At 46.9% G+C, this 24,324-nt stretch carries 23 protein-coding genes; 18 read left to right on the top strand and 5 right to left on the bottom strand.

What is annotated here, in order from left to right; translation table 11 throughout:
• The first annotated feature begins 225 nt into the window (after nt 1–225).
• The 15 genes from K5K89_RS09350 to K5K89_RS09420 all read left to right on the top strand — a co-directional run bounded on the left by K5K89_RS09350 (nt 226) and on the right by K5K89_RS09420 (nt 17,533).
• Nucleotides 226–1,575, top strand: a complete 1,350-nt coding sequence (locus tag K5K89_RS09350) for a Wzz/FepE/Etk N-terminal domain-containing protein (protein ID WP_093527390.1) — start codon at nt 226–228, stop codon at nt 1,573–1,575.
• Nucleotides 1,576–2,144: 569 nt separating this feature from the next.
• Nucleotides 2,145–2,549, top strand: a complete 405-nt coding sequence (locus K5K89_RS09355; protein ID WP_093527388.1) for a sugar 3,4-ketoisomerase — start codon at nt 2,145–2,147, stop codon at nt 2,547–2,549.
• Nucleotides 2,542–3,006, top strand: coding sequence for an acyltransferase (locus tag K5K89_RS09360; protein ID WP_093527386.1), 465 nt, complete (start codon nt 2,542–2,544; stop codon nt 3,004–3,006). The genes K5K89_RS09355 and K5K89_RS09360 overlap by 8 nt, the downstream gene beginning before the upstream one ends.
• A complete protein-coding gene (locus tag K5K89_RS09365) occupies nt 3,003–4,130 on the top strand; it encodes a DegT/DnrJ/EryC1/StrS family aminotransferase (protein ID WP_222541278.1) in 1,128 nt (375 codons plus the stop codon). Before K5K89_RS09360 ends, K5K89_RS09365 begins: the two co-directional genes overlap by 4 nt.
• Entirely contained in the window at nt 4,130–5,404 is a 1,275-nt protein-coding gene (locus K5K89_RS09370; protein WP_092247566.1) for an O-antigen translocase, read from the top strand. The genes K5K89_RS09365 and K5K89_RS09370 overlap by 1 nt, the downstream gene beginning before the upstream one ends.
• A 51-nt stretch (nt 5,405–5,455) precedes the next feature.
• Nucleotides 5,456–6,646, top strand: a complete 1,191-nt coding sequence (locus K5K89_RS09375; protein ID WP_139212924.1) for a hypothetical protein — start codon at nt 5,456–5,458, stop codon at nt 6,644–6,646.
• On the top strand, nt 6,646–7,983 hold the full coding sequence (locus K5K89_RS09380) for a hypothetical protein (RefSeq protein WP_222541279.1): 1,338 nt from the start codon (nt 6,646–6,648) through the stop codon (nt 7,981–7,983). The genes K5K89_RS09375 and K5K89_RS09380 overlap by 1 nt, the downstream gene beginning before the upstream one ends.
• On the top strand, nt 7,980–8,843 hold the full coding sequence (locus K5K89_RS09385; protein ID WP_222541280.1) for an alpha-1,2-fucosyltransferase: 864 nt from the start codon (nt 7,980–7,982) through the stop codon (nt 8,841–8,843). Before K5K89_RS09380 ends, K5K89_RS09385 begins: the two co-directional genes overlap by 4 nt.
• Before the next feature lie 244 nt (nt 8,844–9,087).
• Nucleotides 9,088–10,497: a mannose-1-phosphate guanylyltransferase/mannose-6-phosphate isomerase gene (locus tag K5K89_RS09390; protein ID WP_092247578.1), complete on the top strand. Its 1,410-nt coding sequence runs from the start codon at nt 9,088–9,090 to the stop codon at nt 10,495–10,497.
• Nucleotides 10,457–11,269: a glycosyltransferase gene (locus tag K5K89_RS09395; protein ID WP_092247580.1), complete on the top strand. Its 813-nt coding sequence runs from the start codon at nt 10,457–10,459 to the stop codon at nt 11,267–11,269. Before K5K89_RS09390 ends, K5K89_RS09395 begins: the two co-directional genes overlap by 41 nt.
• An 18-nt stretch (nt 11,270–11,287) precedes the next feature.
• The gene (gene galE, locus K5K89_RS09400) at nt 11,288–12,322 is read left to right on the top strand and encodes a UDP-glucose 4-epimerase GalE (RefSeq protein ID WP_261401111.1); all 1,035 of its coding nucleotides are present in this window, start codon (nt 11,288–11,290) and stop codon (nt 12,320–12,322) included.
• Between the two features lie 11 nt (nt 12,323–12,333).
• Nucleotides 12,334–13,419 carry a glycosyltransferase family 4 protein gene (locus tag K5K89_RS09405; protein ID WP_256575323.1) on the top strand — a complete coding sequence of 362 codons (1,086 nt, stop codon included), beginning with the start codon at nt 12,334–12,336 and terminating at the stop codon, nt 13,417–13,419.
• A 1-nt stretch (nt 13,420) separates the two neighbouring features.
• Nucleotides 13,421–14,377 carry an NAD-dependent epimerase/dehydratase family protein gene (locus K5K89_RS09410; protein ID WP_092247589.1) on the top strand — a complete coding sequence of 319 codons (957 nt, stop codon included), beginning with the start codon at nt 13,421–13,423 and terminating at the stop codon, nt 14,375–14,377.
• 41 nt (nt 14,378–14,418) lie between these two features.
• Nucleotides 14,419–15,429, top strand: coding sequence for an MraY family glycosyltransferase (locus K5K89_RS09415; protein ID WP_222541281.1), 1,011 nt, complete (start codon nt 14,419–14,421; stop codon nt 15,427–15,429).
• Between the two features lie 109 nt (nt 15,430–15,538).
• Nucleotides 15,539–17,533, top strand: a complete 1,995-nt coding sequence (locus K5K89_RS09420; RefSeq protein ID WP_092247595.1) for a polysaccharide biosynthesis protein — start codon at nt 15,539–15,541, stop codon at nt 17,531–17,533.
• Nucleotides 17,534–17,646: 113 nt separating this feature from the next.
• Here the strand turns inward: K5K89_RS09420 and K5K89_RS09425 are convergent, their stop codons facing one another.
• Genes K5K89_RS09425 through gmd form a run of 3 tightly spaced genes read right to left on the bottom strand, consistent with a single transcriptional unit; the run spans nt 17,647 to nt 20,852 of the window.
• Complete coding sequence (locus K5K89_RS09425) at nt 17,647–18,819, bottom strand: DegT/DnrJ/EryC1/StrS family aminotransferase (RefSeq protein ID WP_092247598.1); 1,173 nt, start codon at nt 18,817–18,819, stop codon at nt 17,647–17,649.
• A complete protein-coding gene (locus tag K5K89_RS09430; RefSeq protein WP_218189507.1) occupies nt 18,816–19,760 on the bottom strand; it encodes a GDP-L-fucose synthase family protein in 945 nt (314 codons plus the stop codon). The genes K5K89_RS09425 and K5K89_RS09430 overlap by 4 nt, the downstream gene beginning before the upstream one ends.
• Before the next feature lie 6 nt (nt 19,761–19,766).
• Nucleotides 19,767–20,852 (bottom strand): GDP-mannose 4,6-dehydratase, encoded by a 1,086-nt coding sequence (gene gmd / locus K5K89_RS09435; protein ID WP_092247601.1) that lies wholly within the window; start codon nt 20,850–20,852, stop codon nt 19,767–19,769.
• A 724-nt stretch (nt 20,853–21,576) separates the two neighbouring features.
• Here gmd and K5K89_RS09440 point away from each other — a divergent pair.
• Complete coding sequence (locus K5K89_RS09440; RefSeq protein ID WP_222541282.1) at nt 21,577–21,909, top strand: ComEA family DNA-binding protein; 333 nt, start codon at nt 21,577–21,579, stop codon at nt 21,907–21,909.
• A 19-nt stretch (nt 21,910–21,928) separates the two neighbouring features.
• On the opposite strand, the gene K5K89_RS09445 is transcribed toward K5K89_RS09440, so the two are convergent.
• Complete coding sequence (locus tag K5K89_RS09445; RefSeq protein ID WP_092247607.1) at nt 21,929–22,507, bottom strand: TetR/AcrR family transcriptional regulator; 579 nt, start codon at nt 22,505–22,507, stop codon at nt 21,929–21,931.
• Between the two features lie 121 nt (nt 22,508–22,628).
• Here K5K89_RS09445 and K5K89_RS09450 point away from each other — a divergent pair, with 121 nt between their 5' ends.
• Nucleotides 22,629–23,273: a GntR family transcriptional regulator gene (locus K5K89_RS09450; RefSeq protein WP_222541283.1), complete on the top strand. Its 645-nt coding sequence runs from the start codon at nt 22,629–22,631 to the stop codon at nt 23,271–23,273.
• 15 nt (nt 23,274–23,288) lie between these two features.
• The gene (locus tag K5K89_RS09455) at nt 23,289–24,137 is read left to right on the top strand and encodes an urea carboxylase-associated family protein (RefSeq protein ID WP_222541284.1); all 849 of its coding nucleotides are present in this window, start codon (nt 23,289–23,291) and stop codon (nt 24,135–24,137) included.
• Between the two features lie 7 nt (nt 24,138–24,144).
• On the opposite strand, the gene K5K89_RS09460 is transcribed toward K5K89_RS09455, so the two are convergent.
• The gene (locus K5K89_RS09460) at nt 24,145–24,312 is read right to left on the bottom strand and encodes a DUF2897 family protein (protein WP_003172675.1); all 168 of its coding nucleotides are present in this window, start codon (nt 24,310–24,312) and stop codon (nt 24,145–24,147) included.
• Nucleotides 24,313–24,324 lie beyond the last annotated feature (12 nt).

A 24,324-nucleotide genomic window follows, 5' to 3' on the forward strand; every position in this document is an offset into this window, starting at 1 on the left:
CTGGCGGGTTGACGTGCCTGTTTGGGAAAAATCTGACGGCTCTGTCAAGACTTGTAATATGTCAGCGAGATGGCAAAATGAAATCTGTTCTCGATAACGGGCATTTTGTGCGCTCAAAATTTGGCAGAGACGCTGGGTTTTGGCGGTCATATAACTAAAATAAAAAACACATGAAATAGTCTGCATAACGAGCCCGCAGTTTCTCTTTGAAGGCAGGTTTTTGTTGTGAGTAGTAATTTTCGTACCCCCCCAACTCCCCCTGCGGATGAAATTGACCTATACGCCATTTTCCTGTCTGTATGGCGGCAGAAGTTTATAGTCTGCACAGTAGCGTTGATCGTGACATTGCTTTCGGGTGTCTATGCCTTCACGATCACTCCTGAATATAAGGTATCTAGTATCCTGCGCCCTGCTGCCATTAATGAACTTGATGCTTTAAATCGATCAAAAATTTATGAGCTTTCGCCAAAGGACGCTCTGACTAAAGTTGGTGCTGCTCTGGAATCTTATGACACCCGGCTCAGCTTCTTTCGTGCCAATCAAAACATATTTCAATCATTCGAAAAACCAGGGCGGACGTTGGAGCAAAGTTTTGAAGAGTTTAATCGAAATTCATTCGTGATTGTTTTTCCGGATTCAAGTAAGAAAGATATTATAAGTTCTTATATAAAAGTTGAAATGAGTTACCCCGAGGGGGTTGATGGAGTGGCTATTCTCAATGGCTTTGTTAATTATGCTATATCAAGTGCGCGTGGTCAGGTAGCCGCAGATCTAGGTGTGATTGTAAGGAACCGTCTAGGCGAATTGGATGGAAGATTGGCTGCCGCACGATCCAGTTATGCAGGGAGAAAGGAGGCAGAAATTGCTTCGCTATCGGAGTCGGACTTCCTGAAAAAAGCTCAGCTTCAGGATGAGCTGAAGGCGCTAAGGGCTGAACTCAAGACCCGTCGGAATGATCGCATAGAACAGCTTGCTGAGGCGATTGGTATCGCCAAGTCTTTGAACATCCTAAGGCCTACGACACCTTCCTCTATGGAGGAGTCTCGGCGTAATACGGCATCGAGTGTCATGCGAACAGAAATTAATAGTCAGCAAACCCCGCTATACTTTATGGGGGTTGAGGCTCTGGAGGCAGAACGGCAAGTGCTGTTGCGACGCAAGTCCGATGACTTTAGCGAAGGGCGTGTTGCTCAGATTGCCAGAGAGCTTCAATTGCTTCAGTTCAATCGTCAAATTGAAATGCTAAACAGCCGTCAGAATGAAGATCTTTTTCTCGATGGTGTTGAGCCACTTAGAGCAGAAGCTGCGCGACTGCGGAATCTGAACGTCAATATGGACTTTTTGAAATTGGTGGTTTTAGATAAGGAGGCGTTGGAGCCTTTAGGTCCAGTTTCTCCAGATAAAACCATCATCGTTGCTTCAGGACTTCTTCTCGGAGTGATCCTTGGAGTAATCGCTGCTTTTATTTACACTCTAATTTCGAGGCGTCTTGTCGAAAAAGAATTACAAATTTTGCCTGGCGCAGCAGTTGCCGTTCCGCGGGCGTTCAGCCAAAACTACGAAAAGGTACAATGATGAGCTTGGTACAGGACTTCAAGGGTATTGTGGCTGAGATTGCCTCCTGATCGTTTTGGTCAAGAGCAGATCCAGTGGTCAGTGTTAGCAATTCCGAAAGTCAGCCAGTTTTACATTCATCTCCGGTTGGGCGAAGGGGGGGGGCGTTCCCCCACCCTAAGTAGAGCTTGCAGCAGCTGTCGTTTGATGATCGGGACTCAAGCAAATGCTTTGTCCACGGCTTTGAATAGCCGAAGTCATCGTATGGACTAGGTGACTACCTTTAGCTAGTTAAGCGATGATGCCCTTCACAGAGGTCGATACAAACTGAGCGGAACCTCTCTACTGGAAGGGCTGGCTCCCCAGCACCAAGAGCTGCGGTACTCGCCACGTGTCCTCAGCGACGCGACTACTGGTAAATCGACAGAGGGCAGCGGCAAGGAATTGTTTTGAGCCGACCCACTCATCGCTGCAAAAGAACATTGGTTTTTTGGCATGTGGGGTTTTTCGTGGTCTAATAATAAATATTTCCCTACGATCTGGCATCGTGCTGGCGAATTGACATGAAAGCTGCTTTGAGAGGGATCTAAATGAGTTTGGTAGACTTGGTCGACTTACAAGTTCTAGGCGATGAGCGTGGGCAGCTGGTAGTTTTAGAAGCGCAAAAAAATGTGCCGTTTGACATTAAACGCGTTTATTTTCTGATGGGAACACGCCCAGGGGTATCTCGCGGTTTTCACGCTCATCGAGAGTTACAGCAAGCAGCAATCTGTGTTTCGGGTCAGTGTCGTATGTTGATGAATAATGGCATAACCAGCGAGCAAGTTCTATTAAATAGCTCAAGTAAGGCAATATTTATCGATAAAATGATATGGCATGAAATGCATGATTTCTCATCAGATTGCGTTCTTTTAGTCCTGGCCAGTGATTATTATAATGAGCAGGACTATATTCGAGATTATTCAGAGTTTATAGGTCTTGTAAGTTATGCCTAAAATACATGAGCTTGCAGATGTAAAAAGTAGTGATATAGGCGTGGGTACACGTGTTTGGCAGTTTTGTGTTGTGCTTGAGGGCGCGAAGATTGGTAAAGGTTGCAACCTTTGCGCGCATACGCTAGTTGAAGGAGATGTAGTCATTGGTGATAACGTGACTCTGAAGTCTGGTGTCTTTTTGTGGGATGGCACTCGCATTGAAGATAATGTGTTTATCGGACCTAACGCAACTTTTACTAATGATTCGATGCCTCGTTCGAAAGTTTACCCGGGGAAATTTGTAGGTATTACGGTGAAGGTTGGTGCAAGCATCGGTGCTAATGCAACTATCTTGCCTGGCGTTACTATTGGGCGTTCCGCTATGGTCGGTGCAGGCGCCGTTGTGACGAAAGACGTGCCTGATTTCTCCGTGGTAGTCGGTAATCCAGCTAAAATAATTCGGTATCTAACGGTATGATCAAGTTTCTAGATCTGAAAACAATTAATCACGATATGCGGAGTGAGTTACTGGAGGCATGCGCCCGCGTAATTGACTCTGGCTGGTATATCGGTGGGGTTGAGTTGCAACGCTTTGAGCAAGAGTTCGCGGTATATTGCGGCGTTAAATTTTGTGTTGGAGTAGCTAACGGTTTAGACGCATTAAGCCTGACGTTACGGGCCTGGAAAGAACTGGGTCGCCTTAGGGATGGTGATGAAGTAATTGTTCCGGCAAACACTTACATAGCAAGTGTTCTCGCTATTACTGAAAACGGTCTCGTCCCAGTTTTGGTTGAACCAGACCCTGCGACATACAATTTAAATGTAAGCAATATTGAGAGCGCGATTACCCTGAGAACAAAGGTTTTGCTACCTGTACATCTTTATGGGTTACTTACAGATATGCCAGCTTTGCTTACAGTCGCAAAGAAACATGGGTTATTGGTGCTTGAGGATTCCGCGCAATCTCACGGGGCAACTCACCAGGGGAAGAAGGCGGGGGCTTGGGGGGATGCTTCAGGTTTTAGTTTTTACCCAGGAAAAAACTTAGGAGCCCTTGGAGATGCAGGGGCCATTACAACGAACGATGAAGAACTGGTTCAAGTGTTGCGTGCTCTTCGTAATTACGGATCTCATGAAAAATATCAGAATATATATCGAGGGGTAAATAGTCGTTTAGATGAACTACAGGCAGCGGTGCTGTCTGTGAAGCTAAAATATCTGGATGCGCAGACAGCACGGAGACGTGAGATTGTAGACGTATATTTACAAGGTATCAAAAACCCAAACCTAATTTTACCATTGCCAGTAGATAAATGCGTGCAGGAATTTGCAGAGCACGTCTGGCATTTATTCGTCATTCGAACCGCCCATCGCGATGAACTACAAAAACATCTTCAAGATAACGGAGTTCAAACACTCATTCATTACCCAATTCCGATTCATAAGCAAAAAGCATATACCCATATGTCAGGATTATCATTGCCCATTACAGAGTTGATCCATGATGAAGTTTTGAGCCTCCCACTTGGCCCTACTTTAACCTTGGAAGAGGCGTGGAAAGTTGTGTCGGCCTGTAACAGCTTTCGGGTCGGCAGCATCTAATGACATTAATACGCACAGGCTTGTTGAATAGCATTGCCGTTGCTATAAAAATGCTGACACTTTTGGGGGTCAACAAGGTTCTTGCTATCTATGTTGGCCCAGGTGGATATGCAGCGCTTGGGCAATTTCAGAACGCTATCCAAATGATCACGACATTTGCAAGTGGTGCAGTAAATACTGGCGTCACAAAATATACTGCGGAGTATGTCGGGGATCACATATCGCAGCGCAAAGTATGGGGGACCGCAGGGACAATAGCGCTAATAGGGTCTTTGCTGAGCGCGTTTATCATCATTTTTTGTAACAAAACACTGTCGAGTTGGTTTTTGAGCAGCGAGGGGTATGGCGGAGTATTCATATGCTTTGCGGTCTCGCTTGTGTTTTTTTCGTTTAACGCACTATTGTTGGCTGTCCTAAATGGGCGGAAAGAAATAGCAACCTATGTGCTCGCTAATATAGCTGGAAGTATTTTTTCACTTGTAATCACCGCATTCATGGCTATGAACTTTGGCCTATATGGAGCTTTGATTGCCCTTGCAGTTTATCAATCTTTTGCTTTCGTTGTTACGCTGGCGCTGTGCTATAGAGCTCCTTGGTTTAGAGTTTCATATTTCTTCTCCGGTATTGACGCTGCCGTTGCCCTAAACTTGAGTAAATATGCGTTGATGGCGTTTACGTCGGCGGCCTGTGTTCCCGTAAGCCATATACTGGTTCGTGATTACCTTGGCGAAACGTTTGGTTTGCAGGCGGCTGGTTATTGGGAGGCAATGTGGCGTTTAAGTGCTGCGTACTTAATGCTCGTGACAACCACATTGAGTGTGTATTACCTGCCCCGATTGTCTGAGCTTAAAGGCGCAAATGAAATCAGGAGTGAAATAGTACAAGGGTATCGAGTCATTTTGCCAATTGCTATTGTTAGTGCATTGATTATTTACCTGATGAGAGACTTTATCATTGTTACATTGTTCACCGGGGATTTTTCACCTATGCGTGAACTGTTTGCCTGGCAAATGCTTGGCGATACCTTGAAGATAGGGGGGTGGGTTTTGGCTTATCTTATGTTGGGTAAAGCCATGATGAAACTATTTATTTGCTCGGAAGTGATTTTTGCAGCTGGTTTTGTAGCATTTACATGGGGCTTTACCAAGATATATGGATTTCAAGGGGTCGCAATAGCACATGCTGTGAACTACTTTCTTTATTGGCTGGTTATGGCTTTTTTTATATGGCGTAAATTAGTTGATCGACAGGGTTTTACGGAAAATAAAAATTAGCTACTAGTCTAGTTCAAACTATTTTAAAAAGCGTCGGAGTAAAGCGTTGTGGTGAAGACGACAGTATTGATTTTAACTCAGGGGCGTTTTGGTGGGACGGATTTTCTTCTTGCGCGCCTCAGTAGTTGGCTGAAATTAAACCATTGCTACGTTGATATCATCACGCCGGCTGAAAGGCCGGGTCTGAAGGAATACGATATTGTATTTCTTCCAACCTCCGAGGTCAGCCGGCTTTGGCTTTTTTCAGTATCATCTGTAAAGTTTAAGCATGTCTGCATATGGTGTATGGGGTATGCAGCATTTCGCGGCGCATACGTGTCCATTGCTGATGAGGAGTACTCCCAGCACATTACCTCCAACAACCTCAAAGCCAAAGTCATAAGGGCGCTGAAGGCAAGATCCCAGCGCGGGTTAGCTACGTTTCTTAATAGCAAATCTATAGCTTTTACTGACGAGGTTGGGGCGTTTGCTGATATTGGCGGCTTGAGTTTTGATCAGAAGTTAGAAGATTTGATTTGCCCGATTGTCATAGATAAAAGTCCTTCTGAATATTTTGAATATAGCGCTCCAACGAATATTCTTCGGCTAGGGTGGGTTGGTCGCGTTGATATGGATTTCAAATTCTATGCTTTGGAGCGAGTCATACTTGATATTCGTGCGCTTCAAGAAGAGATATTAAAGCGCTACGGAAAAATTGTTTTTTATATCGTCGGAAATGGTGATGCTATTGAGGCTTTGAAGGAGCTCGTTTCTACTGATTTAAGTATTGAATATCACCTTATTCCCTTCATTGATAAAGCAAAGCTCAGTGGATTTATTAGAGAAAATATCGACTTGATGTTTGCGATGGGAACGTCGTCATTAGAATCGGCCAAAAATAAAATTCCCACTATAGTAGTTCCTCCTAGAGCTCGCAGAGATGATTTACAGATGCCTTCATATAGGTGGGTTTCAGAGTCTAAAGGTTACTCTCTGGGAGAACTTAGTTACGCAGGCATCAGGCCGGTACAACCATCAAGTCAGATGAATATTTTACTCGATAAATTTATTAACAGCGCCAGTGAGCTTTCAGATGCTGCCTACGAATATTCGAAGTTTTTTGATGCTGAACTAGTATTTGAAAAACTAGATGTCGTGGCGAGAAAAAGTCTGCCCTCGTATATGTTATATGTAAAGTCTTTTGAGCTTTTTATGCTTAAAAAAATCAAGGCGGCCACCAAGATTATTTTGAGGCGGGCTTAATGATTATTGTCAAGCGGAATGAACTCGCATTTGGTTTTCTTTTGCTGTTCAATTTTGTACTGACTGTCTTGGTGGCTCTGTCGATAAGTGAGGAGACTGGTGGTGTCGAGGCTTTCCTATTTAATATATTTTTGGTTTCTACTACTGCTCTTTTGGTTTTTTTCTGTTTTCAGGGGGCTTACAAGAACCCTTTAAATATTACATCGCTGGTATCTATTTCGATATTTTTTTTCATGTGGGCACGTCCGTTTTTGACATTAATTTTTGATAAAGACATTGTTGAAGCGGGAATAGTGCTGGGCGAAAGCTCAGTTCGAAAATCTGTCGTTATCCTGGCGATGGGATGTATATTTATATTTTCAGGCCACTTCTTTAGCTCAAGGCTTACTTCAAGGCTATCCAGGGCATTGGTAGAATTTCCGGTGTTTACTTTGTCTCGCCTCACAAGTGGTTTTATAATTTTTCTTGCGTCGTGCAGTGGTATGTACTTTTTGGGCAAGTCTTATGTTTTAGCTAGCAAGTATATGGTCGGCGATTATTTCGCAGCATTGGAAAATCCTGAGTTTCATGCGCACATATTAACATTTTTTATTGCGAAAAATATTTTGTTGTTATGGGGTATTTTTGGAAAAAACTCTAATCGACTTTTAATTATTTCGTTCATATGGGTATTTTTTGCAGTAGGCTTTTTAATGATCGGCCTTCGCGGCTATTTTTTTGTCTATTTATTTTTGTTTGTTTTTGTATACGGGTTGGAGCGGCGGATCAATTACATATTTCTAGTGGCGTTAGGGCTTGGCTCATTGATTTTTGCAAATATATTGCTCGAGTATAGATTGGGTTTTGAGGTCGCTACTGGAGTGGTAGATAAGATATCTCAAACATTGCATGGGCAAGGTGCTTCTTTCGAGGTTTTATATGGCGCTGTTAATTTTGGTAACGCGGTGCGTGAATGTTTGAACTCGACGAATGAAGCTTTTGGTATCTGTGTTGATCAGGCTCGTCATATAAACTTTGTCAGTGGTGGTTTTTCTACAAGTTTCTTTGCTGAAGCCTACTATCAGGGATGGGTTTTTTATATATTTTGGTGTCTTCTTTTTGGATGTTTGGTGCGTACGTTAGATGGAGCGGTTGCTTTTTATAAAGACAATAGATCTGCCTGTGGGAACCATGGCGGCGTTATTTTTTTGATTCTCTCGGTCTTACCAAATCTCGTGTATTTTTCGCGCTCAAGCATGTATGAGTTTTTATTTAAGTTCTTGCAAGTTTCAATGGTGCTGATGGTCATGGCTATAGTAATGACTTATATAAAAAGATATCGTAGGGTTTTCAAATGAATATGCATGTTAGCGTTATGCTCCAAGGCGGATTGGGAAATCAACTGTTTCAGCTGGCGTGGGCCAGGTACATCGAGTCTGTGTCTAGTTCTAAGGTTGCGTGTAATAGTAAGAGACTGCTCAGTAAGGGGATTCATGGAGGTATCCGTCTGTCGGATCTGATTGATTTTGATCATGATCAGTCATCGGAAAGTTGTATTTTTTTTGAGGATAATATTTTTGCAAAGGTTATTCGACTCATAATTAGAAAGTTGAATATTAGACGATTAGGTAATCATCTTTTTTATGATTACGATGCGGATACCAACTTTGATCAAGCCTGCCAGGCGATAAATTCGAAATTTCATTTTGGTTACTTTCAGTATGTCCAAAGCGCTCTTTATTTCAGGGATGAGCTGAAGTCGCTGATTCTTCAGAAAAACTCTGTATTGTTGGCAAAGGGCAGAGAGCTCTACTCCGGCAGCGTTGGTGTTCATGTTCGTCGAGGCGATTTTTTACTATCAACAGATCCTCGTCATAAAGTCATGGGCGAGGATTATTATTTAAAAGCAATCAAGAGTTTCAAAGGTCGTCGTTTCGTGATATTCACGGATGATAGGGAGTGGTGTAAAGAGGTCTTCAAGGGACAAGATTTTGAAATCTGTGGGCTTCTTGGAAATGAAGTGAAGCCTGCGATCGCGGATTTTTTGAGCTTGATTTGTTGTAAAGATTATATAGTAGGCACTAGCACGTTCGCTTGGTGGGCTGCATTTTTAAGTCTCAGCAACAACCCGGTTGTTTACTTGCCTCGCGTGAATCTCCCATTCCAGAGCGAAATGAGTAATCAGCTGATTGGCTGGAGTTATATTTTGAGTGAGTAACGCCCGTAAGGTATGCTTTACTGAGTGATTGCCAAGTCATGAGAGTCAGAACTCTGGCTTGAAAATCGCCGGTATACTCGCATAATGGGTAACTCGTAGTCTCTGCCTCAATTTTGTACGTTCAAAAAAATGTGCTGATGAGTGACAATGGGCATTTGCCCTATTGCTTCCCAACTCGCCATGCCGTTCGGGTTCGTATGTGGTGTCATTACGCCTTCTGGTAGGCAATCAAAGGACGATATCAATGTTTGTTCCAATTATTATGGCAGGTGGTTCGGGGACTCGCTTGTGGCCATTGTCTCGTCAGCTTCACCCAAAACAGTTTCTTCCGCTGGTAGACACCCAATTTTCGATGCTGCAAGCCACAATTCATCGCTTGGAAGGTTTGACTCATGCCTCACCGCAGTTGATTTGCAATGAGGAGCATCGGTTTTTAGCTGCGGAGCAGTTACGCCAGCTTGGTCTTGAAGATATCAATATTCTGTTGGAACCAATGGGCCGTAATACGGCTCCCGCCATTGCCTTGGCGGCTCTTCAAGCGACCGCCGGAGGCGATGACCCTCTGTTGTTGGTGTTGGCTGCGGATCATCTGATTCAGGATACCGAAGCCTTCCAAGACGCAATACGTATTGCGGCGGAACTTGCAGGGGCGGGTAAACTCGTTTCCTTTGGTATCACGCCCACAAGGCCAGAAACAGGTTACGGTTATCTGCGGCAGGGTGCTTCAGTCGGAAAAGGAGGGTTTGAAGTTACACGCTTTGTTGAGAAGCCAGATACCGAGACTGCGCAGCTTTACCTTGCTGGCGGCGATTATTTCTGGAATAGCGGAATGTTCATGTTTAGGGCAAGTCGTTACTTGGAGGAGCTACAGACCTTTGAGCCCGAAATTGTCTCCTGTTGTCGCGAGGCGTTGGCCAAAGGGCAACAGGACATGCATTTCACTCGGGTCGACCGGGATGCATTTTTGCGGTGCCCTGATAACTCGATCGACTACGCTGTGATGGAGAAAACCCTTCAAGCTGTCATGGTGCCACTTGATGCCAATTGGAGTGATATTGGTTCGTGGACCGCGTTGTGGGAGGCGGGTAGCCGTTCCGAAGATGGAAACTTGCTAGAAGGTGATGTGATTTCGATAGATACGTCAAATAGTTACGTCTATTCAGAGAGTCGTCTGGTTTCTACGGTTGGCGTCAATGATCTGATTGTCGTTGAAACCAAGGACGCTGTACTTGTAGCTCACAAGGATCATGTTCAGGACGTAAAAAGAGTAGTTGAGAAACTAAAGGCAGATGCAAGGAGAGAGCATATATCACATCGTGAGGTTTACAGGCCTTGGGGTATGTACGATGCTATTGATAGTGGGCAGCGCTACCAAGTTAAAAGAATTACAGTGAAGCCAGGACATAAGCTGTCTGTACAAATGCACCACCATCGCGCTGAACATTGGATTGTCGTTAGTGGCACTGCAAAAGTTACTAACGGGGAAAAAACCTATCTTGTCACTGAAAACCAATCTACCTATATCCCAATAGGCGGGGTCCACGCGCTCGAAAATCCAGGTGTAATACCGCTAGAGCTTATTGAAGTGCAGTCAGGCTCTTACCTGGGGGAGGATGACATTATCCGATTTTCAGATAATTATGGGCGTAGCTGAAATGGTTGAGGTAGAGGATGCTCAGACGCCGTTTTTCAGTGTACTCATGTGTTGTAATCGTGATGATGGTTATCTTAATCAGGCCATTGAAAGTGTTCTAGCACAAAATTTCAGTTCGTTTGAGTTTATAATCGTTTTGAATCGTTGTACTGATGAGTTATATGATTCGGTAGCCGCAATAAAAGACCCGAGAATTGTGTTGTTTCGAACAGAAATAGGCCAGCTATCCTTCAATCTTAACTTTGGCGTCAACAGTGCGATTGGAACTTATATCGTCAGATTTGACAGTGATGACATTTGTCATGTTGATAGGCTTGCGGAATCTTACAAGATTATTCAAAAAGACTTGGATACGGACATCGTTGCTGGATCTTGTCGGGTCATTGATGCTTTGGGTAATGTGGTCGGTGTTCGAGTTCTAAGGGAGGAGGATTGGCGTTCTAAAATCACGTACTCGAACCCTTTTATCCATCCAGCAATGGTAATTAGGAGAGATCTGATCCTATCTGCAAGAGGATATCTGGGTGGTTTTCAGAGCGAGGACTATGATCTTTGGATCAGGTTGGCCAAGCGTGCAGATGTAAAGTGTGTATTTACATCGTTTCCAATGATTGATTACAGAATTTCAGATTTCCAATCAAAAGGAAGCCGTCAAGCCTATGCGGAGGTTGCTTCATATTTTTTTAGAGAATTCCTGATTGAGCCTGGTTTTAAAAAGCTCGTGAGTGTGTTTTTTTCCGTGTTTAAAGTTTTTTTTAAGTCAAAAAAATAGTTTTTGGTGTGAGGTGAAATTTTGAAAACGGTTTTGGTTACTGGAGGGGCAGGTTATATCGGTTCTCATGCACTTGTGGAATGTCTTCAGGCGGGCTATAGAGTGGTGGTCCTAGATGACCTCAGTAATAGCTCCAGCGAAGTACTGGTTCGAATTAAAAATATCACCGGTGTTAGTCCTGTATTTTTTAATGGAAGTGTTTGTGATGCTCAATTGCTCACAATAATATTCAACACCTATTTAATTGATTTTGTAATTCATTTTGCAGGCGTCAAAGCGGTCGGTGAAAGTGTTGAAAAGCCTTTAAAGTACTATAATAATAATGTGCTCGGGTCCATTGTTCTATTTCAGATTATGGCCAGAATGAGTGTTTATAAGTTGGTGTTCAGCTCTTCTGCTACAGTGTATGGTAATTCTCTTGAGATGCCGCTTCGCGAAGATTCACGTACTGCGTCCCCCACCAACCCGTATGGGCATTCCAAATTGATGGTTGAGCAAATTTTGTTTGATTTAGCTCATGCTGATTCCCGATGGTCTATTGCTGTTTTGCGTTACTTTAATCCCGTTGGTGCTCATGCAAGTGGCCTGATAGGGGAGCATCCCAAGGGGGCCCCTAACAATTTGTTTCCTTACATTAGCCAGGTGGCTGTGGGGCTAAGGCCCTCTGTGAGTGTGTTTGGCAATGATTATCCTACTTCTGATGGCACTGGTATTAGGGACTACATCCATGTAGTGGACTTAGCCAAGGGGCACTTGGCTGCATTGAGCTATCTTGATTCACACAACGGTTGCTTTTTATGGAACTTGGGTACAGGGAGAGGTTATTCGGTACTTGAAGTAATCAAGGCTTTTTCCACGGTTAGCCAAGTGAACATACCGTTTGAGTACCTCGGACGTAGGCCTGGTGATTTGTCCGCTTGTTGGTCTGATCCCTCTAAAGCAAAGAGGGACCTGGGTTGGGCCGCAACTCTGGATTTGAAGGCGATGGTTGAAGATTCCTGGCGTTGGCAATCCCGAAATCCTCATGGTTATGATGTGGAGGAAGAAGGGTGAGAATCTTATATGTGATTACCCGTTCCGACGTTATCGGAGGGGCGAGCGTTCATCTTCTTGATCTCGCCAGCGGAGTCCAAGAGGCAGGGCATGAAGTGATTATAGTTGTAGGCGGCGAGGGTGTCTTTATCGAGCGCGCTAAAGATCGGGGGCTTGCATGTGTTTCCGCGAATCATTTGGTCCGTCCCTTGAGCGTTATCAACGATTTTCGCTGCTATTTGGAACTAAAGCGCATCGTGTCGGCCTGGAAACCGGATTTGATTCACGCGCACTCATCGAAAGCCGGAATAATAGGGCGATTGGTTGCAAAAAAGTTGTCCGTTCCATGTTTATTCACCGCGCATGGTTGGGCTTTTACCGAAGGCGTATCAGCGTCTCGGCGGTTTTTATACCGCTGGATTGAACGCGCTGTCGCCAATCTTGCGAATAAAATTATTACTGTCTCTGATTATGATCGCTTGTTGGCGCTGAGGTCGGGCGTGGGAAGTGCGGATCTCATTGTCACCATTCATAATGGAATGCCTTCCGTAGAGGACAGTTCTGCTACAAAAGTCGCATCCGAAATAACTCGGCTTATAATGGTTGCAAGGTTCGATGCGCCCAAAGATCATGCTTTTCTGGTTCGTGCCCTGGCCTCATTGACTCGTAATGATTGGGCTATGGAGTTTGTCGGGGACGGGCCCACTATGTCAAAAGTAAAGCAGCTCGTTGCCGAACTCGACTTGGCAGATAAAATTTTCTTCCCGGGCGCTTGTTCTGATGTATCCGAACGGCTGTCCAGATCTGACGTCTTTTGCCTTATATCAAATTGGGAAGGACTACCGTTGACTGTACTGGAAGCTATGCGTTCTGGACTACCGGTCATCGCATCGGGGGTTGGCGGTGTTCCAGAGGCAGTAAAGCAGCAGGAGACAGGGATTTTGGTCGCTAAGCACGATCATGAGGGATTGGTATACGCGTTAGATGCGTTAATTGGCTCGCGGGAGTTGCGCTCAAAGATGGGGATTTTGGGTAAATCAAGGTTTTCTAGTGACTTCACTTTTGAGCTAATGTTGCAGCGAACAATTACCGTTTATTCAGAAGTGGTAAAGGTGTGATATGCGTGTTCTTGTAACGGGAGCTACCGGATTCGTCGGCCGTGCTTTGATTCATGCATGTACAGATTCTGATGACATTGATGTATTGGCGGCAGTGCGTCATCCTCAGGGGGCCACTGAGCGAAACGTTGACGTAGTAGTTGTTGGCGATATCTCCGGACAGGTTAATTGGGCACCTGCGCTTGAGGGGGTGGATGTGGTTGTCCATCTGGCTGGCCGTGCTCATGTCATGGGCGAGTTACCCGCAAACGCACTGGATAAGTTCAGAGCAGTCAATGTTGCAGGAACCAGCGCGATTGCTAGACAGGCACTTGAAGCGGGGGTGAAGCGCTTCATCCTTATTAGTTCAATTGGGGTCAATGGCGCGCGAACGATGAATACGCCTTTTGTCGAAAGTTCTATTCCCTTACCGCATGCAGACTATGCCGTTTCCAAGCTCGAGGCCGAGGAGGCATTACGTCAGGTTGCCGAAGGCTCGACAATGGAGTGGGTCATCGTTCGTCCGCCACTCGTCTACGGGGCTGAGGCTCCTGGGAACTTTGGGCGGCTGCTCAAATTGGTATCATCCGGTTTTCCTTTGCCTTTTGCTTGGGTGGAAAACTCCAGAAGCATGATAGCGTTAGAAAATTTGGTGCATTTTTTGCGTCAATGCATCACTCATCCATCCGCCGCTAATCAGCTATTTCTGGTTTCTGACGGTATTTTTCTGTCTACTCCGGAGATAATTGTCCACCTAGCCCTCGGGATGGGCGTGAAAACCCGTTTGCTACCCTGTCCGCCAGCCCTGATGCGATGGGGGGCGAGTTTGATAGGCAGACAGGGTATGTATACACAGTTATGTGAGTCTCTCACGATTGACTCGAGCAAAGCCAGATCGCTCCTTGAATGGACACCACCGCTGTCTCCCGAGCTTGCATTACAAAAATGTGGTCGCGAGTTCCTAACATTAAGATCATGATGCCAACTATTAATCCGTAGCCTCAAGGACGTGTCTTTTTTATGAGTATGTGGCTTTTATATCCTGCTATTGTCATTTTGTCCGCTTTGCTGACGGGGGGTATTCGTCGATACGCGATTAGTCGTAGCCTCATCGATGTGCCTAACGCGCGCAGTTCTCACTCGGTTCCTACGGCTAGAGGCGGCGGTGTTGCGATCGTCCTGATTTTTTTGCTGTTCTTACCATTCTTTGGTGTTACCGGGGAATCGGAATGGTCCTTGATTTGGTCGATAATCGGAGCTGGTACAGGCGTCGCTGTACTCGGTTTTCTTGACGATCATGGTCATATCGCTGCTCGGTGGCGCTTGCTCGGTCATTTTCTGTGCGCCGCCTGGGCATTGTGTTGGCTGGGGGGCCTCCCACCGATTGGGTACTGGGGAGGAGTTATTGATCTTCAGTGGTTCGGCGTAATTGTGGCTGCCTTCTATCTTGTATGGTTGTTGAATCTATATAACTTTATGGATGGTATAGACGGACTCGCGAGCGTTGAGGCTATCTGTACTTGTGTTGGGGTTTGCGTTATCTACTGGCTAACAGGCTTTCCCGGTTTAATTGGGCCACCCTTGCTCTTGGCAATGGCTGTCGCTGGATTCCTCATATGGAATTTCCCACCGGCGCGCATTTTTATGGGTGATGCGGGTAGTGGGTTTCTCGGTCTAATGATGGGGGTTCTCTCGCTTTATGCTGCTTGGAAAAGTCCGACTTTTCTTTGGGTATGGTTGGTTCTTTTAGGTGTTTTTATAGTCGATGCGACGTTCACTCTATGTTCTCGATTTTTGCAAGGGCGCCGGGTGTATGAGGCTCATCGAAGTCATGCTTATCAGCATGCGGCACGTAAACTTGGTAACCATCTTTCGGTGACAGGGGCTGTTGCTGCTATCAACACGCTTTGGTTGTTTCCGATAGCTATCTGCATTGCTGTTTTTGAACTAAATAGTCTTCTGGGTGTGAGTATTGCTTATGTGCCTTTGGTCATCCTGGTCTATAAATGTCGTGCAGGTAAAGATGGTTAAGTTTTGTGGTCGAGATATATTACTTTAAAATAACCGTCATTAGGTCGGTTAAAATGCAATTAATGACCTGTGGCATTAGCGACAGGAGCTTCGTAAGGTGCTGTAAATTATGGACAAAATGAGAGCATTTTTGCTGAGTTTACCGCGTAGGCAAAAGCGCATCCTCCAAGTCGCTGCTGATATTTTGCTGGTTTGGTTCGCGCTATGGATGGCTTTTCTGGTGCGTTTGGGGTTGGACGAGCTGGTTAACCCGTTTACCACGCATTTTTGGTTGTTTCTGACCGCACCTATCGTGGCAATTCCGCTTTTTATACGCTTTGGAATGTACCGTGCAGTAATGCGCTATTTTGGCAATGATGCACTTATTGCGATTATTAAAGCTGTCAGTTTGTCGTCGTTAATTCTGGGGGTTGTTGTCTACTGGTATAGTAATCACCAAAATGTAGTTCCTCGTTCAATCATTTTTAACTATTGGTGGCTCAGTTTGATCCTGGTTGGTGGACTGCGACTGGCAATGCGTCAATACTTTCTTGGTGATTGGTTTGCTGCGGCACAACATGTACCCTTTACCAGCCGTGAGGATGGTTTGCCCAGGGTTGCTATATATGGTGCGGGCGCTGCGGGTAACCAATTAGTTGCAGCGTTGCGTATGGGACGTGTCATGCGTCCGGTTGCTTTCATTGACGACGACTCCAGTATTTCCGATCGAGTGATTTCTGGACTGCAGGTATATAAGCCAAAACATATTCAGCGCATGATTGATGTCACTGGCGCTCAAGAAATCTTGCTTGCAATTCCGTCTTCAAATCGCGCTCGCCGTCGAGAGATTCTGGGCTTTCTTGAAGGCTTTCCTTTGCATGTCCGCAGTGTTCCTGGATTTATGGATCTCGCGAGTGGGCGCGTAAAAGTAGATGACATTCAAGAGGTTGATATTGCGGATTTACTCGGACGAGATGCAGTGCCTGCTCAAAACGAGTTGTTGGAGCACTGTATAAAAGGGAAATCTGTTCTAGTCACTGGTGCAGGCGGTTCGATCGGCTCTGAACTCTGTCGGCAAATACTAAATTCAAATCCAACAACGTTATTGCTGTTCGAGCATAGCGAATTCAATCTTTATAGTATTTTATCAGAGTTAGAGTTGCGAATTGCTAGGGATTCTTTGCCCGTCAGGTTGCTTCCGATTTTGGGTTCAGTGCGTAATGAGAAAAAGCTAATCGACGTCATGAGGGCTTGGCGCGTTGATACAGTTTATCATGCTGCGGCGTACAAACATGTACCCATGGTTGAGCATAATATTGCAGAAGGCGTATTAAATAATGTAATGGGAACGCTTAACACCGCTCAAGCAGCGTTGCAGGTGGGAGTCGCGAACTTCGTTCTGATTTCTACTGACAAAGCTGTTCGACCAACTAATGTTATGGGCAGCACGAAACGATTAGCAGAGTTGACGCTGCAGGCTCTCAGTCAGGAGGTGGCTCCTGTTTTGTTCGGGGAAAAGTCTAATGTTTCGCGAGTTAACAAGACTCGCTTTACGATGGTTCGTTTTGGGAATGTTCTCGGTTCTTCAGGTTCGGTTATCCCATTATTTTATAAGCAAATTAAGTCGGGTGGCCCGCTCACTGTTACTCACCCTAAAATCACGCGCTATTTTATGACCATTCCTGAAGCAGCGCAGCTGGTGATTCAGGCTGGCTCCATGGGGCAAGGGGGCGACGTTTTTGTCTTGGATATGGGGGAACCGGTAAAAATTATCGAACTGGCGGAGAAAATGATTCACCTTTCTGGCTTGAGTGTTCGCTCAGAGAAAAACCCTCATGGAGATATTTCAGTTGAGTTTTCGGGTTTGCGGCCGGGTGAAAAACTCTACGAAGAACTGCTCATTGGTGACAATGTCGTCGCAACGCCACACCCGATGATTATGAGTGCCAACGAAGATTATCTATCCTGGGAGTCTCTCAAAATTAAACTCGCCGAGCTGCTTGTGGCAGTAGATAAAGACGATTACGCTCGTGTCCGCCAACTACTACGTGAAACAGTCAGTGGTTATAGTCCTGATGGGGAAATCGTTGATTGGATCTATCAGCAACGCCGCTTTGAGCCCTGAAGCTCGGAGAGTTGGATTCCAGATAGCCGGTGCGGAAAATCTTACAATTAGTTGCTGTTATTGCCATCATTGTAAGTTTTCCGCACTTTGTGCTTTTAAGCTTTGCAGCTGAATCAGGCTTTAATACTGTTAAGCAGTGGAAAAGCTTCCGAGATCGAATAATGATGATTGCCAACGAATAGGCCAAATTTATCGATATGCTCGGCGTTCTTCAGTTCTCCATGAACTTCGCAGTCGAAATACTTTACAACTTCATTTTTTGCGAAATTTCCAGCTACGATAGGGCGACACTCAAAACCGAGTTCGTTCAGTTTTTCAACAAGTGACTTGCGTGTCAACTTGCTTCCCGGGCGTATCACCAAGCTGAAACCAAACCAACTGGATTCGCCAATCTCTCGTTGAATGATGATTTCCGGGTGGTCTTTCATTGCTGCTTGTAGAAGAGCACCATTCTTACGTCGCTCCTGAATTAGAGTGGGCAGGCGTTTTACCTGCTCCACACCTAGTGCGCCCTCCAGTTCAAGCGGCCGAACATTGTAACCGGGTAAAACGAAGCGAAATGACTCTTCGAACGAATCATCACTCTTATCGCTGCATACTAAGTTTTGCTTAGGCAGGTTTCGAGTCCAGCCATGGGCTCGCAGGGAGAGCAGGATCTGATACAGCTCTTCGTCATCGGTTACGATCAGACCTCCCTCCATCGTCGAAATGTGGTGGCTGAAGAAGGAACTGAAGCTACCCATAATACCGAAGGTGCCAGCTTGTTTTCCGTTGTAAGATGCTCCCATCGACTCGCAGTTATCTTCAATCAGGACAATCTTCTGCTTACCGATGATCTCTTGAATGCGTGCGAAATCATTCGGATTGCCAAGAAGGTTTACGGCCATAATGGCGCGGGTCTTATCGGTGACAGCGAGTTTAAGCTGTTCAAGGTCGTAGTTTAAGGTTTGGAGATCAATGTCAACGAACTTAATCTTCAAGCCGTACTGGTAAAGCGGGTAGTAAGTGGTACTCCACGAAACGGCCGGTACAATGATTTCATCGCCGCGTTGCAGTTTTAAGTCGGCGTTTTTAGTGTAAAAAAGAGCGGCGATAATCAAGAGGTTTGCGGACGAGCCAGAATTAACCATTACACAATGTTTACTGCCTACAAACTGCGCAAAGTCTTGTTCAAATGCTTTTACATTTTCGCCCATTGTAAACATGCCGGTGGCTATAACGCGTTGCATTGCGTCGAGTTCTTCTTTTTCCCAAGAAGAAGCGGCTAGCGGAAAATTAATACTCATTGTTGATGCTCCATATAATAGCTGTAGGTCTTTTCAATACCCTCTTGCAGGGTATGGTGCGGCTTCCAACCCCACAGTGTCTGACGCTCAATATTCACGAGTTTGCGCGCCATCCCTACCGGCTTGGTAGTGTCATGTACGAATTGACCGCTGTATCCCATAACTGCAGCTACAGCGTGATAGTACTCATTGATTGAGTGATCCTGCCCAAGACCCACGTTCATGTTCAGGGGCAGGGAATCGAATTTCCGTAATGCCTGCATAATGGCGTCGCTCAAGTCTCCACTATACATGAACTCACGTCGGGCAGTCCCGTCACCCCATATTTCGACATTTGAATCATTGTTTATCTTCGCTGTGTGAATCTTATGTATAATCGCGGGTAGCAGGTGTGAGTGCGCAGGGTCGAACTTGTCAAAACGACCATAAATATTGCAAGGAATCAGAGTCTTGTATTGAAAGCTCGAGTCTTCGCGTGTGATGTAATCGCAAAGGCGTGCTGTAGTAACTTTTGCTAATGCATAGCCTTCATTAGTCGGTTCCAGTTCGCCCTTTAAAATCATTTCTTCGCTGAGAGGCTCGGAATGATTGCGCGGGTACATGCAGGAACTACCTAGGTTTATTAGGCGCTTTACGCCTGCTTGACGGCTAGCCCATACAATGTTTCTGCCCATATCAAGGTTGTCCAGCAGAAACCCCACAGGCTCTCTGATGTTCACTTGGATACCACCCACTTTTCCGGCCGCATGAATGATCAAGTCGGGCTTGGACTCAGATAGATACTTTTGAATTGCGTTGAAATCACGTAAGTCCAGTTCGCTACTACGCGGAGCAAGAACTTCAAAGTCTTCAATGCAGGGGTGCTCGAGGAGATTGCGCCCGACCATCCCGCCGCCGCCCGTCAACAATATTCGCATCTTATTCATCTGGTAGATTGCCAAATAGAGTTATTCGTTGTAGCTGAAGGTTGTGTATCCATGCTTTTTGATCAGCTCATCCCGTTCAGCACTTTTCAGATCCTCACGTACCATTTCCTTGACAAGCTCTTCAAACGTGATTTTCGGAGTCCATCCAAGTTTCTCTTTAGCTTTGGATGCATCCCCCAATAGAGTTTCAACTTCGGTTGGGCGGAAGTAGCGGGGATCCACTGCTACAATGCATTTACCGACTTCGTTGTAGCCTTTTTCATCCTCACCTTCACCTTTCCAAGTGATGGTGATACCTAGTTCTTTGGCTGCAGCGTTTACAAAGTCTCGTACGCTGTATTGCACACCGGTTGCGATTACGAAATCTTCAGGTTTTTCCTGTTGAAGCATCAGCCACTGCATCTCGACATAGTCTTTGGCGTGTCCCCAGTCTCGAAGTGAGTCCATATTGCCCAGATAGAGGCACTCTTGCAGGCCAAGCTTGATGCGGGAGAGTGCGCGGGTGATTTTGCGAGTAACAAAAGTCTCACCGCGAATCGGGCTTTCGTGGTTAAAGAGAATACCGTTGCAAGCGTAGATTCCATAGGCTTCACGGTAATTGACGGTAATCCAGTACGCATAGAGCTTGGCGACCGCGTAAGGGCTACGCGGATAAAACGGGGTGGTTTCTTTCTGGGGAGTTTCTTGAACCAGGCCATAAAGTTCTGAGGTGGAGGCTTGATAGAAGCGAGTTTTTTTCTCGAGGCCAAGAATTCGAATGGCTTCCAGAATTCTCAGGGAGCCGAGTGCGTCAGAGTTTGCGGTGTATTCTGGTTCTTCAAACGAAACGGCAACATGGCTTTGTGCTGCAAGGTTGTAAATTTCATCTGGTTGAACTTTTTGAATGATACGAGTCAAGCTGGATGAGTCAGTCATGTCTCCATGATGGAGGAAAAAAGGGTGACCTTTGTCGTGTACGTCGTGGAACAGGTGATCAATTCGGGCAGTATTAAATAACGAACTGCGTCGCTTTATCCCGTGTACCTCATAACCTTTGCTCAGCAAAAGTTCAGCAAGGTAAGCACCATCTTGTCCTGTGATGCCAGTAATAAGTGCTTTTTTAGTCATGTTCTCTTCCATAATTGTATTTTGGATTTAGTGGCTGGATTTGTCTGAACTTACTCGATGGTTTCTAGTTCAGGCGGTCCGTTTTTTAAACTCGAAGGCCTTATAGAGGGCGTACGTAAGTCTATATTTTGTCGATGTAAATTTACTTCGTAATAGTCCCTCCATTTCGCGGCGTTTCATCCCATTTCTAATCTAAGATTGTGCGCAGTCATAATCATTGATCTGCTTGGCTAAAAGCTTGGAGAGCTGATATTCGCATGACCTAATTAGCCTCCGGGAAAATAAAAAACTGAGAGTATGTCCCAATCAAGATGTTTACCTGAATTGTCATTAAAAGTACGGCCTTGCAAAAGGGACCGTCTATTTTCATGCCGCATAGCAAAACCTTATGCATTAGGCTGTTGATAGTGGTCTCGCGAGCTTTCGCGGCGTACCGCTTCGCTGCAGTCAAAGTCAACATAGTACTTTACACCTGACTTCGCGCTTCTGACCAATTTTACCTGATGCGAGGACTGGGAGGTTATTTTTTAAGTGTTGTAGATGTGCTCATGGTGTCAATGAGCATTGGCGCACGGGCATGCATTTTTCTTGCTCATTAGTCATCTGTTTTGAGCTTCCACATACTCTGTAACTGCCTTATTTTTGACAGCTTTCCTCCATCGCCTACCCTAGAAAAGCAGCTTCGGAAAAGCTGCTCTCTCAACTATGTCATGGAGCGTCACCGATGCAAATCACTTACATCTCGTCCCTTATATTTGCCTTTCTCACAAGTCTCTCCGTCGCCAGCGCAGCAGCACCTGCCAGTAGACCCGAGGCGCAAACGCCGATCGCTATACAGATGAACGAGGTAGATCAGGCCGCCAAGGTCAACCTCAACGCTGCCAACGCCGAAACCCTGCGCCGCGACCTCTTCGGTATTGGCGTCTCCAAAGCCAAAGCAATCGTTGCCTATCGTGAAAGCAATGGTCCATTCACTGCGGTGGATGAGTTGCTGGAAGTTAAGGGGATCGGCAAGGCTCTGCTGGAAAAGAATCGCCATAGGCTTGTCATCAACTAATCCAATGAGGGGAGGCCGGTCATTGGCCGGCTTTTTCATCTTGTGAAACCTGGGTTTTCAAGCTTCCCCGCACCACACCCATGATGCGCATCGCCATTGCTGAGTCTTGGACACTTCGAGCCAGCACAAGGGCACCCACCAGTGTCGACATCATCACCAGGCTTTGTGCATCACGTTGTCCATCCCCCAGCGCTGTCTCAATCTGCTGAAGCCTTGCGCCGAGCACAGCATCTGTAGTCGCGCTGTGTTGGCCTCTCAGCCCTAACTCGGAAGACATGGTTGGCAATGGGCAGCCTTCAGCCGGCGAGATCAGGTGCCATTCAGACAGGTAACTATCAATGAATGCTTCCAGCGGCCGTTCCTGGCTGAACAGTATCTCGCAATGCGCATCCAGCTCGGCAGCCGCGGCTTGCAGCGCCTTTTCCACCAGTTCGTCCTTGGATTTGAAGTGCGCGTAGAAACCGCCATGGGTCAAGTCCAGGGCTTTCATCAACGGCTGCAAGCCGGTCGCGCCGATCCCGTCGCGACGAAAGCGTACCGAGGCTTCCTTGATGATGCGTTGGTGGGTCTTGGCTTTGTGGTCGGATGAGTAACGCATAGGTGGGCCTCAGTGACAGGCTGGCATTTTAACCGACTTGAATCTTTTTACACGCTGACACGTTGGCATGAAAAGTGATTACCTGCCCACTAAGGATTGTTCAACAATCGTGAAGGTAACCATGACACTCAGTTTGTCTCTAGCCGACCAGATCGCCCTGGAGCTCCGCGCCGACATCATCGGCGGGCGATTGCTGCCAGGCATGCCATTAGTCGAAGGGGAACTGGTCAACGCCTACAACGCATCGCGCAATACGATCCGTGAAGCGTTGCACCGCCTTGGGCAAGAAGGGTTGACCCGTTATGTGCGCAATAAAGGCGTGATGGTCCGGCGGGTCGCGCGCGAGGAAGTGCGGGATTTATTTGTCGTGCGCCGCACCCTGGAGCTGCAGGCCATCGCCCAGAGCGGCCCTCTGACAGAGGATCAATCCAGGCGCATGCAGAACGCCATCGATGCCACCACCCTGGCCCGCGAGCGCGAAGACTGGCGTGCGGTCGCCACCCACAGCCTGGTGTTTCACCAGCACATCGTCGGGTTGATGCGCAGCCTGTTGTTCGATGAGTTTTTTGCCCAGGTCATCGCCCAGCTGCGGCTGGTGTTCTGCGCCGCGCCCGATGAGCGGCGCTTCCAGTCGCCGTGGCTGGAGCGTGATCGTGAGATCTACACGTTATTGGTCCGGCAGGATAAACCGGCGGCGGGGGAGGCGATGAGCCTCTACCTGGATGATTCGGAACGCTTGTCCCTGGCCTTGTTTAACCACCCCTGATCGAGGATCCGCACCATGTACAAAGACTATCCGGCCGCTTATCAGGTCAGTAAAGGTTGGGCGTTGCAGGTCGACACAGCGTTTTACGAGCGCATCCGTGATCGAAAAGACCAGCGCACGCTGATCGAGCAGTTTGAGGTGCCGATTCGTACGGGCAGGGCGTGGAAGGTGCCAGCCGGGCATGTGTTCCGTGTGACCACGCCGGTCGGCCCGCAGGTGGGTGACTTCAACGTATGGAATGCCAATGACCCCCGTGAGCGCCTGTGGGCGGCTCGCACCCGGCAGTTGCAGGGCGCCCATGTCAGCACCCATGACCGCTTGTGGTCGAACCTGCCATTCCTGCGGCCTTTGGTGACGATCACCGATGACAGCCTGGCCAGCTACGGCATTGATGAGCACGGCGGGCGGCTGCATGATTTGCTTGGCACACGTTGTGATCCCTATGTGAATCGGATGCTGACCGGTGAGGATTTCCATCACCATTGCCACTCCAACCTGACACGCGCGGTGTTGCCTCACGGTCTGACGGAATTCGACGTGCATGACGTGCTGAATATTTTCCAGTGCACCGGTCTAAATCACGACGACATGTACTTCATGAAGGCCTGCCCCGCGCAGAAGGGCGACTACCTGGAGTTCTTTGCCGAGATTGATTTGCTATGCGCGCTGTCGACGTGCCCCGGTGGGGATTTGTCGCTGCCGATGTGGGGGCCGGAGGCGCAGGACCCGCTGACGGTATGCCGTCCGTTGGGGGTTGAGATCTACACGTTGGAGGATGCGTTGCTCAATGGCTGGAGCCAGCCGGAACGTGCTGCCTACAAGGGGCAGCACGGGTTGCGTATTGCCAAGGCGGATTGGGAGTAGCCAAGGCTCAGCGGTCCTGCGCATCCTTGGCATCCGCCTGGGCGTTGCGCTCGGCCACGCGCTTGCGTTGTTCGTCGGTGAGTTCCACTTTGTTGGCGCTGTCACGCAGCATCATCAGTCCACCGACGATCGACCCGATCGCAACTACCATAATCAACCACGCGTACCACGGCATAAGGCTCTCCTT

The sequence above is a fragment of the Pseudomonas sp. DR208 genome (assembly GCF_019823005.1).
GTDB lineage: Bacteria > Pseudomonadota > Gammaproteobacteria > Pseudomonadales > Pseudomonadaceae > Aquipseudomonas > Aquipseudomonas extremorientalis.

What these genes read in the sequence shown, in the direction of transcription:
- K5K89_RS09355 (WP_093527388.1), top strand. Translation starts at nt 2,145, where the DNA reads ATGAGTTTGGTAGACTTGGTCGACTTACAAGTTCTAGGCGATGAGCGT.
- K5K89_RS09360 (WP_093527386.1), top strand. Translation starts at nt 2,542, where the DNA reads ATGCCTAAAATACATGAGCTTGCAGATGTAAAAAGTAGTGATATAGGC.
- K5K89_RS09365 (WP_222541278.1), top strand. Translation starts at nt 3,003, where the DNA reads ATGATCAAGTTTCTAGATCTGAAAACAATTAATCACGATATGCGGAGT.
- K5K89_RS09370 (WP_092247566.1), top strand. Translation starts at nt 4,130, where the DNA reads ATGACATTAATACGCACAGGCTTGTTGAATAGCATTGCCGTTGCTATA.
- K5K89_RS09380 (WP_222541279.1), top strand. Translation starts at nt 6,646, where the DNA reads ATGATTATTGTCAAGCGGAATGAACTCGCATTTGGTTTTCTTTTGCTG.
- K5K89_RS09385 (WP_222541280.1), top strand. Translation starts at nt 7,980, where the DNA reads ATGAATATGCATGTTAGCGTTATGCTCCAAGGCGGATTGGGAAATCAA.
- K5K89_RS09390 (WP_092247578.1), top strand. Translation starts at nt 9,088, where the DNA reads ATGTTTGTTCCAATTATTATGGCAGGTGGTTCGGGGACTCGCTTGTGG.
- K5K89_RS09395 (WP_092247580.1), top strand. Translation starts at nt 10,457, where the DNA reads ATGACATTATCCGATTTTCAGATAATTATGGGCGTAGCTGAAATGGTT.
- K5K89_RS09410 (WP_092247589.1), top strand. Translation starts at nt 13,421, where the DNA reads ATGCGTGTTCTTGTAACGGGAGCTACCGGATTCGTCGGCCGTGCTTTG.
- K5K89_RS09415 (WP_222541281.1), top strand. Translation starts at nt 14,419, where the DNA reads ATGAGTATGTGGCTTTTATATCCTGCTATTGTCATTTTGTCCGCTTTG.
- K5K89_RS09420 (WP_092247595.1), top strand. Translation starts at nt 15,539, where the DNA reads ATGGACAAAATGAGAGCATTTTTGCTGAGTTTACCGCGTAGGCAAAAG.
- K5K89_RS09425 (WP_092247598.1), bottom strand. Translation starts at nt 18,819, where the DNA reads ATGAGTATTAATTTTCCGCTAGCCGCTTCTTCTTGGGAAAAAGAAGAA.
- gmd (WP_092247601.1), bottom strand. Translation starts at nt 20,852, where the DNA reads ATGACTAAAAAAGCACTTATTACTGGCATCACAGGACAAGATGGTGCT.
- K5K89_RS09440 (WP_222541282.1), top strand. Translation starts at nt 21,577, where the DNA reads ATGCAAATCACTTACATCTCGTCCCTTATATTTGCCTTTCTCACAAGT.
- K5K89_RS09445 (WP_092247607.1), bottom strand. Translation starts at nt 22,507, where the DNA reads ATGCGTTACTCATCCGACCACAAAGCCAAGACCCACCAACGCATCATC.
- K5K89_RS09450 (WP_222541283.1), top strand. Translation starts at nt 22,629, where the DNA reads ATGACACTCAGTTTGTCTCTAGCCGACCAGATCGCCCTGGAGCTCCGC.
- K5K89_RS09455 (WP_222541284.1), top strand. Translation starts at nt 23,289, where the DNA reads ATGTACAAAGACTATCCGGCCGCTTATCAGGTCAGTAAAGGTTGGGCG.
- K5K89_RS09460 (WP_003172675.1), bottom strand. Translation starts at nt 24,312, where the DNA reads ATGCCGTGGTACGCGTGGTTGATTATGGTAGTTGCGATCGGGTCGATC.